This is a genomic window from Arthrobacter sp. Z1-9, assembly GCF_054792695.1.
In genome coordinates this window covers 2791085-2807276 of sequence record NZ_CP096456.1, presented here as the reverse complement: position 1 = coordinate 2807276, position 16192 = coordinate 2791085, and the positions used below count along the sequence as shown (strand labels likewise).

General features: G+C 66.0%; 16 protein-coding genes. 8 read left to right on the top strand and 8 right to left on the bottom strand.

Annotation, left to right across the window (positions count from 1 at the left end):
* Positions 1-18: 18 nt before the first annotated feature.
* From M1D93_RS12950 to M1D93_RS12940, 3 genes are all read left to right on the top strand, one after another.
* Positions 19-486, top strand: coding sequence for a DivIVA domain-containing protein (locus M1D93_RS12950; protein WP_461171924.1), 468 nt, complete (start codon positions 19-21; stop codon positions 484-486).
* A complete protein-coding gene (locus M1D93_RS12945) occupies positions 483-1724 on the top strand; it encodes a hypothetical protein (protein WP_461171923.1) in 1242 nt (413 codons plus the stop codon). The genes M1D93_RS12950 and M1D93_RS12945 overlap by 4 nt, the downstream gene beginning before the upstream one ends.
* A 233-nt stretch (positions 1725-1957) precedes the next feature.
* Positions 1958-2125: a DUF3117 domain-containing protein gene (locus M1D93_RS12940; protein ID WP_009357720.1), complete on the top strand. Its 168-nt coding sequence runs from the start codon at positions 1958-1960 to the stop codon at positions 2123-2125.
* A gap of 45 nt (positions 2126-2170) precedes the next feature.
* Here the strand turns inward: M1D93_RS12940 and M1D93_RS12935 are convergent, their stop codons facing one another.
* Positions 2171-2803 carry an O-methyltransferase gene (locus M1D93_RS12935; RefSeq protein ID WP_461171922.1) on the bottom strand — a complete coding sequence of 211 codons (633 nt, stop codon included), beginning with the start codon at positions 2801-2803 and terminating at the stop codon, positions 2171-2173.
* Between the two features lie 229 nt (positions 2804-3032).
* Between M1D93_RS12935 and sigE the strand changes: the two genes are divergently transcribed.
* The 3 genes from sigE (at position 3033) to M1D93_RS12920 (ending at position 5007) form a co-directional block, all read left to right on the top strand.
* Positions 3033-3647, top strand: coding sequence for an RNA polymerase sigma factor SigE (gene sigE / locus M1D93_RS12930; RefSeq protein WP_163162164.1), 615 nt, complete (start codon positions 3033-3035; stop codon positions 3645-3647).
* 7 nt (positions 3648-3654) lie between these two features.
* On the top strand, positions 3655-4524 hold the full coding sequence (locus tag M1D93_RS12925; RefSeq protein ID WP_461171921.1) for an anti-sigma factor: 870 nt from the start codon (positions 3655-3657) through the stop codon (positions 4522-4524).
* A 69-nt stretch (positions 4525-4593) separates the two neighbouring features.
* A complete protein-coding gene (locus M1D93_RS12920) occupies positions 4594-5007 on the top strand; it encodes a Sec-independent protein translocase family protein (RefSeq protein ID WP_461171920.1) in 414 nt (137 codons plus the stop codon).
* Between the two features lie 37 nt (positions 5008-5044).
* On the opposite strand, the gene M1D93_RS12915 is transcribed toward M1D93_RS12920, so the two are convergent.
* From M1D93_RS12915 to M1D93_RS12905, 3 genes are read right to left on the bottom strand one after another with little or no spacing between them, the layout of a single operon-like run.
* Positions 5045-6175, bottom strand: coding sequence for an Mrp/NBP35 family ATP-binding protein (locus M1D93_RS12915; RefSeq protein ID WP_461175016.1), 1131 nt, complete (start codon positions 6173-6175; stop codon positions 5045-5047).
* A gap of 11 nt (positions 6176-6186) precedes the next feature.
* Positions 6187-6885, bottom strand: coding sequence for a DUF1003 domain-containing protein (locus M1D93_RS12910; RefSeq protein ID WP_461171919.1), 699 nt, complete (start codon positions 6883-6885; stop codon positions 6187-6189).
* On the bottom strand, positions 6869-8152 hold the full coding sequence (locus M1D93_RS12905; protein WP_461171918.1) for a magnesium transporter MgtE N-terminal domain-containing protein: 1284 nt from the start codon (positions 8150-8152) through the stop codon (positions 6869-6871). Before M1D93_RS12905 ends, M1D93_RS12910 begins: the two co-directional genes overlap by 17 nt.
* Positions 8153-8229: 77 nt before the next feature.
* Between M1D93_RS12905 and M1D93_RS12900 the strand changes: the two genes are divergently transcribed.
* Positions 8230-9174 carry a YflT domain-containing protein gene (locus M1D93_RS12900; RefSeq protein WP_461171917.1) on the top strand — a complete coding sequence of 315 codons (945 nt, stop codon included), beginning with the start codon at positions 8230-8232 and terminating at the stop codon, positions 9172-9174.
* A gap of 67 nt (positions 9175-9241) precedes the next feature.
* On the opposite strand, the gene M1D93_RS12895 is transcribed toward M1D93_RS12900, so the two are convergent.
* On the bottom strand, positions 9242-10822 hold the full coding sequence (locus tag M1D93_RS12895) for an aminopeptidase P family protein (protein WP_461171916.1): 1581 nt from the start codon (positions 10820-10822) through the stop codon (positions 9242-9244).
* Between the two features lie 79 nt (positions 10823-10901).
* Between M1D93_RS12895 and M1D93_RS12890 the strand changes: the two genes are divergently transcribed.
* Positions 10902-11750, top strand: a complete 849-nt coding sequence (locus tag M1D93_RS12890) for a PHP domain-containing protein (RefSeq protein ID WP_461171915.1) — start codon at positions 10902-10904, stop codon at positions 11748-11750.
* Positions 11751-11811: 61 nt separating this feature from the next.
* Here the strand turns inward: M1D93_RS12890 and M1D93_RS12885 are convergent, their stop codons facing one another.
* The 3 genes from M1D93_RS12885 to M1D93_RS12875 form a co-directional block, all read right to left on the bottom strand.
* Positions 11812-12684: a DNA-methyltransferase gene (locus M1D93_RS12885; protein ID WP_461171914.1), complete on the bottom strand. Its 873-nt coding sequence runs from the start codon at positions 12682-12684 to the stop codon at positions 11812-11814.
* Positions 12685-12692: 8 nt separating this feature from the next.
* Positions 12693-14408 carry a DEAD/DEAH box helicase gene (locus M1D93_RS12880; RefSeq protein ID WP_461171913.1) on the bottom strand — a complete coding sequence of 572 codons (1716 nt, stop codon included), beginning with the start codon at positions 14406-14408 and terminating at the stop codon, positions 12693-12695.
* A gap of 288 nt (positions 14409-14696) precedes the next feature.
* Entirely contained in the window at positions 14697-16190 is a 1494-nt protein-coding gene (locus M1D93_RS12875) for an RNB domain-containing ribonuclease (protein ID WP_461171912.1), read from the bottom strand.
* Between the last annotated feature and the right edge of the window lie 2 nt (positions 16191-16192).

Below are 16192 nucleotides of genomic sequence, written 5' to 3'. Positions count from 1 at the left end.
GTCTGGCACGATGGGGGAGTGACTTATTTTCTGGTCTTCCTTGCCGTGTCGCTGATCGGCGTTGTCCTGTGGGCCGGCGCAGGGGGACGCTCCGGTAAACCGGGCGGTCGGGCGCTCCCTTCCCTGCTGGACGCCGGTCTCGACCAGCCTCCCGCCAACCTCCCGCCGGTCCTCCTGCCGGCAAACGCTGCGCCACAGGATGTGGACCGCGTGCGGTTTTCCCTGGGCCTGCGGGGCTACCGGATGGACCAGGTGGACCAGGTGCTCGATGAATTGAGGGACCAGCTTGAAGCAAGCCGGCAGGAGATTGAGACCCTGAAAGCCAGGCTGGAGGCCGCGGAACAGTCCGGGCCCCCCGCTGAGTCCGGGGCGCAGGAGGTCCGGGTGGCCGGGACTGAAAAGACTGGGGCGCAGGCGGCACCACCAACAGCGGAAGCCCACGAGCCCTCAGTCGCAGGGCCCGGGGCCGGGGAGGACCGGGCGTGAGTACCGCCACCCGCCGCGGACCAGGTGTTGCAGCGTCGGTTCAGGCGCTCGCCGTCCGCTTCCGGGCAACCGTAAGCGGTTGGCCCTGGTGGCTCCAGGTTTCGGCCATCTATATCGCCGCAAGGCTCGTCAGCGCCGCGATTTTTATGGCTGCCGCCCTGCACCAGGGGCCCAATCCCTGGTTTCCGGCCAAGCCTGATTACTGGAACTTCATCAACATCTGGGACGCGCGCTGGTACGGCAGAGTAATCGCCAGCGGTTATCCCGCGGAACTTCCGACCGATGAGGCCGGCAACGTCCAGGAAAACACGTGGGCCTTTTATCCCCTGTACCCGTCCCTGGCAGGTGGGCTCAGCAGACTGACTGGGTTGACCCCTGCTGCCTCGCTGACCATTATCGCCATGCTGTCCGGACTGGCCGCCGCGCTGGTGGTCTACGTGCTTTTCCGGCATAAGGCAGCACACGGGCCATCACTTTGGGCGGTGGCGTTCGTCGCCACCTTCCCCGTGTCCGCGGTGCTCCAGGTGCCCTATGCCGAACCGTTGTCACTGCTGCTGCTGGCGGCCGCATTGCTGCTGGTGGTCCGCCGGCAGTTCCTGTGGGCGATCCCGGTGGTGGTGTTGCTGTGCCTCTCACGTCCCGTGGGCGTTCCATTCGCGGCCATGCTGGGGCTCCTTCTGGTCCACCGCTTGGTGCAGCGGTTCCGCAGCCGGGAATCGCATCCGGTCCGTGACCTGGCGGCCCTTGCCACCCTTACGGCGGTGGCAGGCCTCTCGGCGCTGGCATGGCCGGCCGCAGCATGGGCGGCAACGGGGGATATCCAGGCCTACACCAAGACTGAAACTGTATGGCGGGGCCACGACCTGGTGCCGTTCAAGCCCTGGTTCGATACCGGCGTGAACCTCTTTGGCCCGGTGCTCGGAGTGCTGGCGCCCTTCATTTTTGTGGCACTCTTCGGCGCGATGCTGTACCTGCCGCCGGTGGTCCGGCTCGGCGTCGAACTCCGCCTGTGGTGCGCCTGCTACATGGGCTACCTGGTGATGTTCCTGCACCCGCAGACGAGTACTTTCCGTATGCTGCTGCCGCTTTTCCCTCTGGCGTTGGGGGCCGCTTTACTGTCCCGGTCCCGGGCTTACCGGGGAGCTGTTGTGGTGATGTTTGTGCTGTTGCAGATCGTATGGATTGTCTGGCTGTGGGCGTGGGCGCAATTGCCGGGCGGCGGGGATTATCCCCCATAGAGATCCCGGCTTCCGTGCAGGTCAGAGTGGAAATTGGACCTGCCCGCAAATGTCCATCGATTAGCTACGGGCGGGTAATTCCGCGATAATGGTAGGTAAGCAAGGACAATAAGCATTCAGAATACGCGCAGCCCCGGCGGTGTCCATCCACTCCGCCATGGCAGCTTGATCTACATGCGGACACAGCCCACCCGGGCTGATCAGTCCTGGGACTAAATGGAGGGGAATTCCTCATGGCGGCTATGAAACCACGCACCGGCGACGGCCCAATGGAAGTCACCAAGGAGGGCCGCAGCCTGATCATGCGCGTCCCGCTCGAAGGCGGCGGGCGCCTGGTGGTCGAACTGAATGCAGCCGAAGCGGCCAACCTCAAGGAATGCCTGGTCGGCGTTACCGAATAATTGTGCCGGACAGGGTCCGCAAGCCTTCGGGCTGCGGGTCCTGTCTTATTTTTTGACCGCCACGAGCAGGCCGTCCCCCGTGGGAAGCATGGCCGAGGCCAGCCTCTCGTCGTCGCGGATGCTCTTCCCCACCTGGCGCAGCACTACGGTGGTGGCCTCGCGGCCGGCAGGGTTGGCTACCTTGTCCTTGTCCAGCGCATCGTTGATGATCAGCAGCCCGGCGGGCTTCAGAAGCCGGATGGCCTGCTCCACATACCCGGGCAGTCCCGGCTTGTCGGCGTCGATAAACACCAGGTCGTACGCGCGGTCCGTGAGGCGCGGCAAAACATCTCCCGCGCGGCCGGAAATGGTTCGCGTCCGGTTGGCCGGGCTGCCGGCCTCGGAAAATGCTTCCCGTGCGGCTTTGAGATGTTCCACGTCCACGTCGATGGTGGTGAGGACAGCGTGCGGGCCGAGGCCGCGGAGCAGGCAGACTCCGGAGACCCCTGCCCCGGTTCCGATCTCGACGGCGGTCTGGGCCTTTGACGACGCAGCGAGGACGGTGAGGACAGCACCCACGCCGGGCCCGATGGGGGTGACGCCCAATTCAAAGGAGCGCTCCCGGGCCCGCAGCATGACCTCATCCTCAGCGGGCAGATCTTCTGCGTAGGACCAGCTGGTGGACTTGTCGGCGCTCATGGATTTTCGCTTTCTGGGCGGCAGGGGGAGTGTCCTCTACAGCCTACTGTGTAGTTCGGCAACAGCCGGGAAGGCGGGCTGTTGCGCCCACGGCTGAAGTTACCCGGCAGTCAGGAAATTCCCAGCCAAATTTGAAATGATTATTTTCTGGTCATCCATAGGGTGGCCGGCGCCGAATCAGAGATGTCAACAGTGTCCGGGCGTAAGCATTCCACGAGGGGAGTGGACGATGTCATCATCAGTTGTGGCACCTGTCCCTGCAGCAAACAAGCCTGAGTCCGAGTGGGTGCGCCCCACTTGGGAAGAAGTGGTGACCAACCACTCCGCAAAGGTTTACCGGCTGGCTTACCGCCTGACCGGAAACAAGTACGACGCCGAAGACCTCACCCAGGAGGTTTTTGTCCGCGTCTTCCGCTCGCTGGAGAATTTCAAGCCCGGAACGCTGGACGGCTGGTTGCACCGCATCACCACCAACCTCTTCCTGGACCAGGCGCGGCGTAAAACCCGCATCCGCTTTGACGCCCTTGCCGAGGACGCCGAATCGAGGATTCCCGGACGGGAACCGGGCCCCGAGCAGAGTTTCGAGCTGAACAACCTGGACCTCGACGTTCAGGCCGCCCTTGAGGAACTCCCGCCGGACTTCCGTGCCGCCGTGGTTCTCTGTGACCTCGAAGGCCTGTCCTACGACGAGGTGGCCGAGGCCCTGGGCGTCAAGCTCGGTACGGTGCGCTCCCGCATCCACCGCGGCCGCACCATGCTCCGGGAAAAGCTGGCCCACCGCGACCCGCGACCGCAGCAGTCCAGGCCCAAGCTGTCGCTGCCGCGCATCGCCGGCATCCTCTGAACGGCATATGAGGCCCCACATTCCGCTCAGCCGCAGGCATCAGCGCACCGCCAGCCATATCCAGTCCTGCCCCGAGTGCGCTTCAGCCGTGCGCCGGGAGCGGCAGTACCTGGAGCGGTTGCGGGACGCGCCCATTCCGCCGGCAAGCGATGACCTGACTGCCCGGCTGCTCGCCAGGACCCAGGAGTTGGCAGCCCGGCAACCGGCTCCTGCCCCGCATCACCAGCCAGCCAGGGCAGTGGTCCGGGCGCTCGCCATGACGGCGGGGGGCACCGTAGCCGCAGCGGGTGTGCTCGCTGCCGGCGCTTTTACTGTGGCCGGTGATCCACTTCAGGCAGATGGCGCTGAGGCCGGAGCCACCCTCTCGCAGGTCTCTGCCCAGACTCCGGCCGACGGAAGGACCCTGAGCGAGGACCGGCTGTCGGGACTGCGCTCGGAGGGATGGGTGTGCCCCGAGCTTGAGGCGATGGGCTTCCACCTCGAGTCAGCGAAGGCCGTGGTGCTGGAGGGCGGGCCTGCCGTGGAACTGAAGCTCTCCGACGGAACGCACTACGCCACCATCACCGAACGGCATTACCCTGGCGGGGACACAGAAGCAGAACCTGGTTCGGGACTGCCCGGCCCGCCGTTGCAGATCCTGGCGTCGTCGCCCTGGTCGGCCAGGTACCGGACGGAGGGCCGCACGTTTACCGTCGTCTCCGACCTCCCGCCGGAGCAGGCTGACGACGCCGTGCCCATCCTGCAGCGCCTCAGCGAACAAGCGGGAGAAGGCGTCGCAGCGGAGGTGCTGGAGGAGCCCCGGGCGCATGACAGTGAACCGGTGGCTCAACGCCTGCAGCGCGGCGTGAACAAGATCGTGGCCCTTTTTACCCAGTAAAACGGACGGTTTCCGCCGTCCGTGGGTGGGAATCGTCACTGGCAGCCCGGAGAGGGTAATCTTCCTAAAGTGTTTGGAATCAACGGCCCGGAGTTCTTTCTTCTGCTGATCATTGGCGTCCTCGTGATCGGTCCTCAGCGGCTGCCCGAATACACGCAGAAGCTGGCCAACCTGGTCAAGGAAGTCCGCCGTATGGCCTCCGGCGCGCGCGAGCAGATCAAGGAAGAAGTGGGGATCGACATCGATGATGTCGACTGGAAGAAGTACGACCCCCGCCAGTACGACCCCCGGCGCATCATCAAAGAGGCGCTTTTGGACGATGACCCCAAGCCAGTCAGCGCCGGTGCGCCTGCAGCCGTTGCGGCCGTCTCCGGCGCCGCGGCCGTAGCTGTGGCTGAGACCGCCGCTCCGAAGCGGCCTGAGAGGGTGCTCCAGTCGCTTCCACCGGGCGAAGCTGCCCCTTTCGACACAGAAGCCACGTAGCTAAGGCCGGCCCCGGGAATCCCGGGCAGGCGGACACTCAGCGGGGCTGCAGCCCCAGCTTCATGCCAGCCAGGCCCCGGGGTCTTGCCGCCAGCCTTCCGGCAATGTCCGTCAGCGCTTCTGCCGCCGGCGTACCTGCCTGGCCCAGGACGATCGGTAGCCCCGCGTCGCCGCCTTCCCGCAGCTGGATGTCCAGCGGTATCTGTCCCAGCAGCGGCACCTCGGTGCCCACAGTGGCCGTCAGCCGCTCGGCGAGGACCGCCCCGCCGCCGCTTCCAAACAGCTCCATTCTCCCGCCGTCGGGCATTTCCAGGTAGGACATGTTCTCGATGACGCCCGCCACGGACTGCCCCGTCTGGGTGGCGATGGCGCCGGCCCTCTCCGCGACGTCGGCCGCTGCGGCCTGGGGCGTGGTGACCACCAGGATCTCCGCCTTGGGCAGCAGTTGCGCCACGGAGATCGCGATGTCTCCGGTGCCCGGCGGCAGGTCCAGGAACAGGGCGTCCAGGTCGCCGAAGTAGACATCCGTCAGGAACTGCTCAAGGGCCCGGTGCAGCATGGGCCCGCGCCAGGCCACGGGCTGGTTCCCGCTCACGAACATCCCGATGGAGATCACCTTCACGCCATACGCAACAGGGGGAAGGATCATGTCGTCCACGCGCGTGGGCGCCTGGCTGATGCCCATCAGGGCGGGAACCGAGAAGCCATAGACGTCGGCGTCCACTATTCCGACGCGCAGTCCCTGTGCGGCCAGGGCGCAGGCAAGGTTGACGGTCACTGAGGACTTTCCCACGCCGCCCTTGCCGCTGGCCACCGCGTAGACCCTGGTGAGCGAGCCGGGCTCGTTGAAGGGGATGCCGCGCCTGCCGCCGGCCCCCCGGAGCAGTTCCTTGAGGGCATCGCGCTGTTCCTGCGTCATCACCTTCAGTTCAATGTCGACGGCGGCCACTCCCGGCACTGCCAGCAGCGCCGTCGTCGCGTCGGCGGTGATGGTGTCCCGCAGCGGGCAGCCAGCAATGGTTAGCAGGACAACCAGGCTGGCCCTGCCGTCGTCGGACACGTTGACGGACTCCACCATGCCCAGCTCAGTGATGGGACGGCGGAGTTCGGGATCGATGACCGTTGCCAGGGCGGCATTAACTGCCCCGGCCAGCGAGGTGTTCTTGATGGGTGCGCTCCTTAGCGGTCCTGGGTGGAGTGCCCGGGCTTGACCCGGGGAAGCTGTTGGGTGCGGGGGTTACGCTGCCGGTCCCGCTGTTCCTTGAGTTTTTCCCGCACCTTGTCGCGCGGGGACTCGTGTTGCCCCTGCCCGGACGGGTCATGGGTCCGGAGCTCCTCCTGGGCTTCCAGCATGTCTTCCAGGAGAGAACGCAGCTCCGCACGGACGTAGTCGCGCGTTGCCACCTCGCGCAGCGCGATCCGCAACGATGCCAGTTCCCGGGTCAGGTACTCGGTGTCGGAAAGGTTGCGCTCGGCGCGCTGGCGGTCCTGCTGGAGCGAGACGCGGTCGCGGTCGTCCTGGCGGTTCTGGGCGAGCAGCAGCAGCGGAGCCGCATAGGACGCCTGCAGGGACAGCATCAGGGTCAGCAGGGTAAAGCCAAGGTCGCGGGAATCGAACTGCCAGGCAAGCGGCGCATAGGTGTTCCAAGCCAGCCAGACGACAACGAAGACCGTCATGTAGACCAGGAACGTTGGCGTACCCATAAAGCGGGCAAAGCCTTCCGTGGCATGGCCGAAGGCATCCGGATCCGGAGAGAACTTGGGCAGGATCCGCTGGCGGCCGCTCAACGGGGTGTCCAGGCTGCCCTTCGCCGCCGCCTTGGCGGGCGTCCGCAGGTTGGGGTTCTTGGGAGCACCAATGTCAGCCAATGCGGCCACCGAGCCTTCTTATCGGGGCTTCGCCATCATGGGCCCGCCAGTCATCCGGCAACAGATGATCCAGGACGTCATCAACAGTCACCGCCCCCACAAGCCGGCCGGTGTCGTTGACTACCGGAAGGGAGTTGAGGTTATAGGTAGCCAGGGTCCGGGCCACTTCGCTGATATGGGCCTGGTCGGACAGCGGCTCCAGGTTCTTGTCCACCAGGTTTCCCAGCGGCTCGAACGGCGGGTACCGGAGCAGCTGCTGGATGTGGACTACGCCCAGGAAGCGCCCGGTAGGCGTCTCCAGCGGAGGCCTGGCAATAAAAATGGACGATGCAAGCGCGGGGGAGAGCTCCTCACGCCGCACATGCGCAAGTGCTTCTGCCACCGTGGCTTCAGGCGGCAGGATGACCGGGACAGGCGTCATCAGGCCGCCGGCAGTGTCCTCGTCGTATTCCAGCAGGCGCCGGACGTCCTCTGCACCCTCGGGTTCCATCAGCTGGAGCAGCTCCTCCGCCTGGGCTGAGGGAAGCTCGCCGAGGAGGTCGGCGGCGTCGTCGGGATCCATTTCCTCCAGTACGTCGGCTGCGCGCTGGACGTCCAGGGCGGAGAGGATCTCCACCTGGTCATCCTCCGGCAGCTCCTGGAGCACGTCGGCCAGGCGCTCGTCCTGCAGCTCACTGGCCACTTCGAAGCGGCGCTTGTCACTCATCTCCTGGAGTGCCTCGGCGAAGTCGGCAGGCTTGAGGTCTTCGTGGTTTGCTACGAACTGGGTGGCTGCCTGAGGCTCAGTACGGGGGCCCTGCAGGGCATCGGCCCAGTCGATGATGAGGGTTTCGTTGCGGCGCAGCCGGCTCAGCGGCGAGAGGGAATGGCCCCGCCGGACAAAGAGCTTGCTGACGAACCAGTCGCGGGAGCGGTGCTGGTCCATGGCGATGTCTTCGATGGTGGCGTCGCCGCTGCCGTCCCGGAGCGTGACGCGGCGGTCGAACATCTCTGCCACCACCAGCGTTTCGGCGCCGCGCTGCTCGAAGCGGCGGAGGTTGACCAGTCCGGTGCAGATGATCTGGGTCTGGTCGATGGAGGTGATCCGCGTCATGGGCACGAAGACCCGCTTTTTTCCGGGGACCTCCACCACGATGCCCACCACGTGCGGGGCACCCTGTGTGCCCCGGGAGAGCACAACAACATCGCGCAGCCGGCCCAGCCGGTCGCCCAGCGGGTCGAAGACGTCCAGGCCCAGCAGGCGCGCCACGAAGACGCGGGTAGGAGTTGTGCTCACTCCTACAGGCTACCGAGTCTGCTCTCTTTTAGCTGAATTTACAGGCAGCACACATGGTCATGGGCAAGAATGGGACCATGGCAAACATTTTTGGTGCTCCCAAGGCTGGCGGGCCCAACGGCGCGGACGAAGCCCGCGCGGTTCCCACCGGCAACACCGTTGGTTCCTACACTTCCTATCTGGACGCCCAGAAGGCTGTGGACTACCTCGCGGACCAGCAGTTCCCGGTCCACATGGTGTCCATCGTGGGCAACGAACTGAAGATGGTGGAGCGGGTCACGGGACGCCTGAGCTACCCCCGTGTGGCTCTGTCCGGGGCACTGAGCGGCATGTGGTTCGGCCTCTTCGTCGGCGTGATGCTCTCCTTCTTCGCGCCGTCGCCGGGGTACTTCTCCATCCTGACGTCCGTGCTGATGGGCGCGGCCTTCTTTATGCTGTTCGGCATCGTCACCTACGCCATGCAGCGCGGAAAGCGGGACTTCACGTCCACCAGCCAGGTGGTGGCTACCAGCTACGACGTCGTCGTCTCGCCCGAAGCCGCGCACGAGGCGCGCCGGCTGCTGCAGCAGCTGCCGATGACCCGCTCGGACGCCGCCGCGGGAAACGGTCCCTACACGCAGCGGGACTACCAGAACCAGCCCTACCAGCAGCAGCCGGGCCAGGGCCCTGCCCGCCCCTCCGGCTGGAACGATCCGTACGGCCAGTCTTCGGGGAACCAGGTGCAGGAAAACCCGGCATACGGGGCGCCGGCCGGACAACAGGCCGACGCCGGTGTCCAGCAGCAGCCCGCAGCGTCGCCGGCGCGCGCGGTGCGCTACCCCGACCTCCCGGACGGCCGGCCCCAGTATGGCGTCCGGCTTCCCCAGGGTCCTGAGGCAGGCGCCGGCGAGGTTGCCGACGCCCAGCAGGCTGCGGCGCAGCACTCCGCAGGACCGTCCGACGGCGGTCAGCCGGCGGACCAGCGGCCTGTTGACGATCAGCGCCCTGGCGACGATCAACGCCCGGACAACCCACGGCAGTAGTTGGGGCAGCCACAAGCAAAAGCGGGGCAACCGGATATCTCTCCGGTTGCCCCGCTTTTTTGTGTCCCTAGTTTGCGCCCTCGGCGTCGCGGTAAATACCGGCCATCCAGTTCTCCACGTCGTCCGCCCTGCGCGGCAGGGCGGCGCTGAGGTTTACCGGACCCTCTGCGGTCATCAGGATGTCATCCTCGATGCGCACGCCGATCCCGCGGTATTCCGCCGGGATGGCAAGGTCCTCTTCCTTGAAGTACAGGCCCGGTTCGATGGTGAACACCATGCCCTCGGTGAGGATGCCGTCCAGGTACAGCTCGCGTTTGGCCTGCGCGCAGTCGTGCACATCGAGTCCCAGGTGGTGGCTGGTTCCGTGCGGCATCCAGCGGCGGTGCTGCTGGCCCTCCGGGCTGATCGCCTCTTCCACGGTGACGGGGAGGATGCCCCATTCCGCGAGCCTTTCCGCGAGGACAGTGGTGGCGGCGGTGTGGATGTCACGGAACCGGGTGCCCGGCTGTGCCGCTGCGAACCCGGCGTCTGCAGCGTCCAGCACTGCCTCGTACACCTTGCGCTGGATTTCCGAGAACACTCCTGTGGCCGGCAGGGTGCGCGTGATGTCAGCGGTGTACAGCGAATCAGCTTCCACACCGGCGTCCAGCAGCAGGAGCTCGCCGGCGTTGATCTTTCCGGTGTTTCGGGTCCAGTGCAGGACCGTGGCGTTGTTGCCGGAGGCCGCGATGGTGTCGTAGCCCAGCTCGTTGCCCACTTCGCGGGCGCGGGCGAAGAACGCGCCCTCCACTACCCGTTCACCACGGGCGTGAGTCAGGGCCCGGGGGAGGGCCTTCACTACCTCTTCGAAACCTTCCACGGTGGCGGCGACGGCGAGCTTCATCTGCTCGATTTCCCACTCATCCTTGAGCAGGCGCAGCTCGGAGAGGGCTTCGCTGAGCTTTTCGTCGAGGGCGTCCAGGACGGCGAGGTCCAGGTTGTCTGGGTCCTTTGCCGTGTTGTACCGGGCGGTGTCCACCAGGGCATCGATGTTTTCGTCCACCTTGCGCACCAGGCGGATGGAGATGCCGCCGATTTCAGGGGCACCCACGTCCTTGGTGACGGCCGTCTCAAGCTGGTCGATGTGTGCCGTGGCCAAGCCCAGTCGCGCCTCGAACTCGGCAAGCGTGGGGCGGGCGCCGATCCAGAACTCGCCGGAGCGTGAGTCGGCGTAGAACTGTTCAGTATCCCGCCCGGCGAGTGGCCGGAAGTAGAGCGTGGCACGGTGGTTGCCGCCGTCGTCGCCCTTTCCTTCATCGACAGGCTCCAGGATCAGGACGGCGTCAGGCTCGTGGTCAAGGCCAAGCCCGGTGAGGTGCGCAAAACCCGAGTGCGGGCGGAAGCGGTAGTCACAGTCGTTGGAACGGACCTTCAGCGGACCGGCCGGGATGACCAGGCGTTCGCCTTTGAACTGGTCGGAGATGGCCTTGCGCCGGGTTGCGGCGTGGCTGGCAACGGCGTCGCGCGGCGGGAGCTCCTGGCTGGACGGCGCCCAGTTGCTGGCCATAAAGGCCTTGAAGGCGTTGGAACTGGGCCGCTGGGAGCGGTTGTTGACCCGCTCTTCCAAGGGCTGGGAAGCAGAATCTGGGGTGTTATCGGCAGCGTTCACGGCACCATCGTCTCACCAGCACGAAGCCTTGTGCGAATGCCGTATGAACGGAGGATGCAGGGTCTACTAGGCTGGTGTGGTGAGGATTGACCTGCATGCCCACTCCAACGTCTCCGACGGCACCGAAAAGCCTGCCGACGTGATGGCGTCGGCCGCCCGTGCCGGACTGGACGTGGTGGCACTGACCGACCATGATTCCACCGCGGGCTGGATGGAAGCGTCCGCTGCGGCAGTGCAGCACGGCGTCGCACTGGTGCCGGGCATGGAGGTGTCCTGCCGGACGGAGCAGGGAATCAGCGTCCACCTCCTGAGTTACCTGCACGATCCCGAACATCCCGGGCTCCTGGAGGAAATCACCAAAGCCAAGGATGCCCGGCATACCCGTGCCGAGCGGATGGTCACCCTCCTCGCGGAGGATTACCCCTTGACGTGGGACGACGTCATCCATCATGTGGCCCCGGGTGCCACCTTGGGGCGTCCGCACATCGCCGATGCGCTGGTGGCCGCCGGGGTGGTGGAGGACCGGTCCGAGGCGTTCGCCTCCATTCTCACCTCCCGGTCCCGCTACTTCATCCAGCATTACGCGCCGGACCCGGCCACCGCCGTCGAACTGGTCCGCGCTGCAGGCGGGGTGCCCGTGTTTGCCCATCCGGTGGCCTCCTCGCGGGGCCGCATCGTGGGGGAGCGCGTCTACCATGAGATGATCGACGCCGGTCTGGCGGGCCTGGAGATCGACCACCGCGATAATCCGGAGGAGGGCCGTGATTTCCTGCGCCAGCTCGCCGCGAAGCATGACCTGCTGATCACCGGTTCATCGGACTACCACGGCACCGGCAAACCCAACCTGCTGGGGGAAAACCTAACGGGACCGGAGGTCCTGGCCCGGATCGAGGACATGGGCACAGGGACCGCCGTCGTCCGCTCCTGAACACGGCAAGTAGGTAGCGCCAAGTGTCGTTTTCGAGCGTCAAAACGACACATAGCGCTACCTAGTTGGGCGGGAAAGCGGTGAACTCGGCGTGGGCACCCAGCCGCTTGGCCATGATGTCGATGGCCGGCTGGTTCTGGTCCACGCACACGAACTTCCGGCCGAGCTTCGCCGAAACGGCGCCGAGCGTGCCGGAACCCGCAAAGAAGTCCAGGCACCAATCCCCTGGCCGGCTTGACGCAGCCACGACCCGCCGGACAAGGCCTTCGGGCTTCTGCGTAGGATAGCCTGTCTTTTCCTTGCCGGTGGGGGAGACGATGGTGTGCCACCAGACGTCGGTGGGCAGCTTGCCCAGTTCGCGCTTTGCCGGCGTGACGAGGCCGGGCGCCATGTAGGGTTCGCGGTCCACTTCTGCGCTGTCGAAGTGGTACTTGGCCGGGTTCTTGACGTAGACCAGGATGTTGTCGTGCTTGGTGGGCCAGCGGTTTTTCGCCCGCGCGCCGTAGTCGTAGGCCCAGATGATCTCGTTCAGGAAGCATTCGCGGCCGAAGATCGAGTCCAGCATCACCTTGGCGTAGTGCACTTCGCGGTAGTCCAGGTGCAGGTACAGCGTGCCGTCCTCGGCCAGCAGGCGCCATGCCTCGACCAGCCGTGGTTCAAGGAAGGACCAGTAGTCGCTGAACGCGTCGTCGTAACGGTGCAGCGCTCCCTTGATGGTGTCGTAGGAGCGTCCCTTGAAACCCACCCGGTCGCCCGTGCCGCCAGCGTTGGCGACCATGGTGGTCTGCTGGCGCTGCTGCGGCCTGCCGGTGTTGAACGGCGGGTCCACGTATATCAGTGTGAAGGCGCCGTCCGGCAGCGAGGGGAGGAACTCCGCGTTGTCCGCGTGGACCACCATGCTGCTGCCGTCCGGCGCCCAGACAGTGTCAGTCATTGAGGGGGTTAGGCCTCGGTGCTGCCGGGCTGTGCTGCTGTGTCGCTGCCCGCCACTACCTCGCCGTTGCGGCGGCGGGTGCGCGTGCGGGACCGGCGGGTACGCGAGGGCTGCTCGCCCTCAGTTGCGGTTGAGGCCGCGGCGGGGGATTCGGCGGCAGCGGTGGGGGCTGCAGCGGAATCGGACGTACGACGGCGGCGTTCCCCGGTGCGACCGGCGGATTCACCGCTGCTGCGGCTGTCGTCGCGGTTTCCGCCCCTGCTGTCGCGGCCCCGGCTGCTGCGGTCCCGGCCGTCGCGTTCGCGCGAGGGGCCACTGTCACGGCCGCCGCGGCTGTTCTTCTTGCCGGTTTCGCCCAGGTCTTCAAGGACCTCGGCGTCAACTCCGGCCAGGGTGCGCTTGTCGCGGGGCAGGCGGCCCTTGGTGCCTTCAGGGATGTCCAGGTCCTCGTAAAGGTGCGGCGAGGAGGAGTAGGTCTCGATGGGCTCCGGCACGCTCAGGCCCAGGGCCTTGTTGATGAGGCTCCAGCGCGGCATGTCATCCCAGTCCACGAAGGTCACGGCGGTGCCCTTGTTGCCGGCCCGGCCGGTGCGCCCCACGCGGTGCAGGTAGATCTTCTCGTCTTCCACGCACTGGTAGTTGATGACGTGGGTGACGTCGTCCACGTCGATGCCGCGCGCGGCGACGTCGGTAGCCACCAGGACGTCCACCTTGTTGTTGCGGAAGGCACGGAGCGCCTGTTCACGGGCGCCCTGGCCCAGGTCGCCGTGGATGGCGGCGGCTGCGAAGCCGCGGTCCACAAGCTCCTCGGCCACCTTGGCGGCGGTGCGCTTGGTCTTGGTGAAGATGATGGTGCGGCCGCGGCCGCGCGCCTGGAGGATGCGGGCCACGACTTCGGTCTTGTCCATGCTGTGGGCACGGTAGATCAGCTGCCGGATGTCGCGCTTGGTGAGGCCCTCGTCGTCGGGATCTGCTGCCCGGATATGGGTGGGCTGCGTCATGTAGCGGCGGGCCATGGCGATGACCGGGCCGGGCATGGTGGCGGAGAACAGCAGGGTCTGGCGGACTGCCGGTGTACCGGCGATGAGGGTTTCCACGTCCGGCAGGAAGCCGAGGTCCAGCATCTCGTCAGCTTCGTCCAGGATGACGATTTTGACGTTTTTCAGGCTCAGGTGCTTCTGCTTGTAGAGGTCGATCAGGCGGCCCGGTGTTCCCACCACGATCTCCACGCCCTTCTTCAGGGCCTCCACCTGCGGTTCGTAGGCACGGCCGCCGTAGATGGTGGTGATGCGGGCGTTGCGTTTCCGGGATGCCGTCTGCAGGTCATTGGCCACCTGCACGGCGAGTTCGCGCGTAGGCACGATGACCAGGGCCTGCGGGGCACCGGGGACCGGAAGCTTGTCGTAGCCGGGGTCGTCCTGGCCAACCACGCGCTGGAGGGCGGGGATGCCGAAGCCGAGGGTCTTGCCGGTACCGGTCTTGGCCTGGCCGATGATGTCGTGGCCGGACAGGGCCACCGGCAGGGTCATGGCCTGGATGGGGAAGGGGTGGGTGATCCCGGCGTCGGCCAGGGATTCCACGATGTCAGCCCGGACGTTGTAGTCCGCGAAAGACTTCTCCGCGATCTCGTGCGGCTTTTCGTCCGAGATGATGGTTTCTTCCGGCTCGATAGTCTCGGTGCCGGACTCGTCGGTCAGAAGTTGGTGCGTATGCAATTCACTCACTGGGGAGTTTCCTTATTCATTTGGGCAGTGGCGCTGCCTGCTCAACGGGCCGGCCAGGGACTGTTCCGGAGCACGCTCGGGCGCACAAGCAATTCCAGTGGAAGCCGATCGCGGGCTATCTAAATGCTGGCACTGGTGACCAGCGGGTGTATCTCAAGATCGCGTAGGGGCGGGCTTGTTGGTTTCAAATCAAGGAAATCAACGACCGGGCATCCATTTCTACATCTCCAGTCTAGCCGCAGGCGGCCCAAATCCCGGCTTTGGGGGCCGCGGGGCCCCTCGACGCCACTACTCCACGAGCTCGAAATGGACTTCCCGCGTTGCGATATCCGAGGAGACGAGGCGGACCCGGACCTTGGTCCCGGACACCAGTTCTCCGGCGCAGCGGGCGGTTGCAGCGGGGTCTGCGATCTGGATGATCCCCGAACCACCGTTCCCGTTACCGTTCTTCCCGTTGCCGTTGCCGTTGCCGTTTTTGCCGTTCTCTTTTTGCGGCTTGGACCCGGAAATCACGATTGCGTCGAATTCCTGCCCGATGTGGTTAACCAGCAGGGCAGCCTCGACGGTATCCAGGGCCATCCGCTCCATCCGTGATGCCAGCTGGTCGGATCCGGCCATGATCTCGGGCAGGGACTGAAGCGCCTCCCGCGCCCACGCTGGTACCTGGCCGCCGTTGCTCAACGCCTCGCAGATGACCAGGACAAAGCGGTCCACGAGACGGCGCAGCGGAGCGGTGGTATGCGCATAGGCGGCACCAATGGCGGATTGGACTGCGTCTTCCGGGACGGAACCGTCAAAGGCCGTGTAAGCGGCACCCCGGAACAGCATGCCGGCCGAGTGCAGGATGGCAAGCTGGCGGGGATCTGTGGAATCCAGGCTGCGCAGGTATTCGCCGTAGCTGACCTCGCCGTCCCAGGGCTTGCCAAGGGCCTCGGTCTGCAGCCGGAAATGGTTCAGGGAGCGCTCGTCCGGCGATGGCATGGTGCGCAGGATGCCCACCTTCCCCGCCAGCATCATGCCCGCCGCTGCCATGCCGGTCATGAGGGATATCTGCGCGTTCCAGTCCTCCACTGGAAGCTGGGGAGCGGCGGCGATCCGGTAGCCGCCGTCGGGAAGCTGGACAATTTCCTGTTCCGGCATGTTCAGGCTCGCACCCCCGCGGGCCCGTTCAAGGTCCACCCGCTTGAGCCCCACTTCCCTCAGGAGCTGCAGCACCGGCGAGGCGGTGCCGGCGTCGAGCTCCGCCTGCACGCCCTTGTAGCTCAGTTTCGCGCGGCTGCGCATCCGGGCCCGCTTCACGGCCACGGACGTCACCTCGGCGGCGCTGTCCAGGCGGAAGTCCCAGACGAACGCCGGGCAGTCCTGGCCGGGGAGGAGGCTGCCCGCTTGTTCGCTGATGACTTCCGGATGCAGCGGGATCCGCCCGTCGGGGGCGTAGAACGTCTGGCCCCGGCGGCGTGTTTCGGCATCCAGGGGCCCGCCGGGGGCCACAAACGCCGGCACGTCGGCGATGGCGTACAGCACGTGGTAGCCGTCACCGTCGGCTTCAATAAACAGCGCCTGATCCAGGTCGGTGGACGAGGCCGGGTCGATGGTGATGAATTCGACGGCGGTGAGGTCGTACGCGGGGAGCTGCAGGGATTCAACGGCCGTTTTCGCGTCAGCCACCGCATCCTCAGGGTAGGCGCCCGGCAGCTCCAGTTCTGTCCTCAGGGCACTGAGTGCTTCCTCAAGCGCGTTGTTGTGCTCGTGGACGTTGGGGGCCAGCCGATGGTGTGACACGA

Excerpts from the sequence above, each read along its gene's own strand:
- M1D93_RS12940 (WP_009357720.1), top strand. The coding sequence starts at position 1,958 with ATGGCGGCTATGAAACCACGCACCGGCGACGGCCCAATGGAAGTCACC.
- M1D93_RS12935 (WP_461171922.1), bottom strand. The coding sequence starts at position 2,803 with ATGAGCGCCGACAAGTCCACCAGCTGGTCCTACGCAGAAGATCTGCCC.
- sigE (WP_163162164.1), top strand. The coding sequence starts at position 3,033 with ATGTCATCATCAGTTGTGGCACCTGTCCCTGCAGCAAACAAGCCTGAG.
- M1D93_RS12925 (WP_461171921.1), top strand. The coding sequence starts at position 3,655 with ATGAGGCCCCACATTCCGCTCAGCCGCAGGCATCAGCGCACCGCCAGC.
- M1D93_RS12900 (WP_461171917.1), top strand. The coding sequence starts at position 8,230 with ATGGCAAACATTTTTGGTGCTCCCAAGGCTGGCGGGCCCAACGGCGCG.
- M1D93_RS12885 (WP_461171914.1), bottom strand. The coding sequence starts at position 12,684 with ATGACTGACACTGTCTGGGCGCCGGACGGCAGCAGCATGGTGGTCCAC.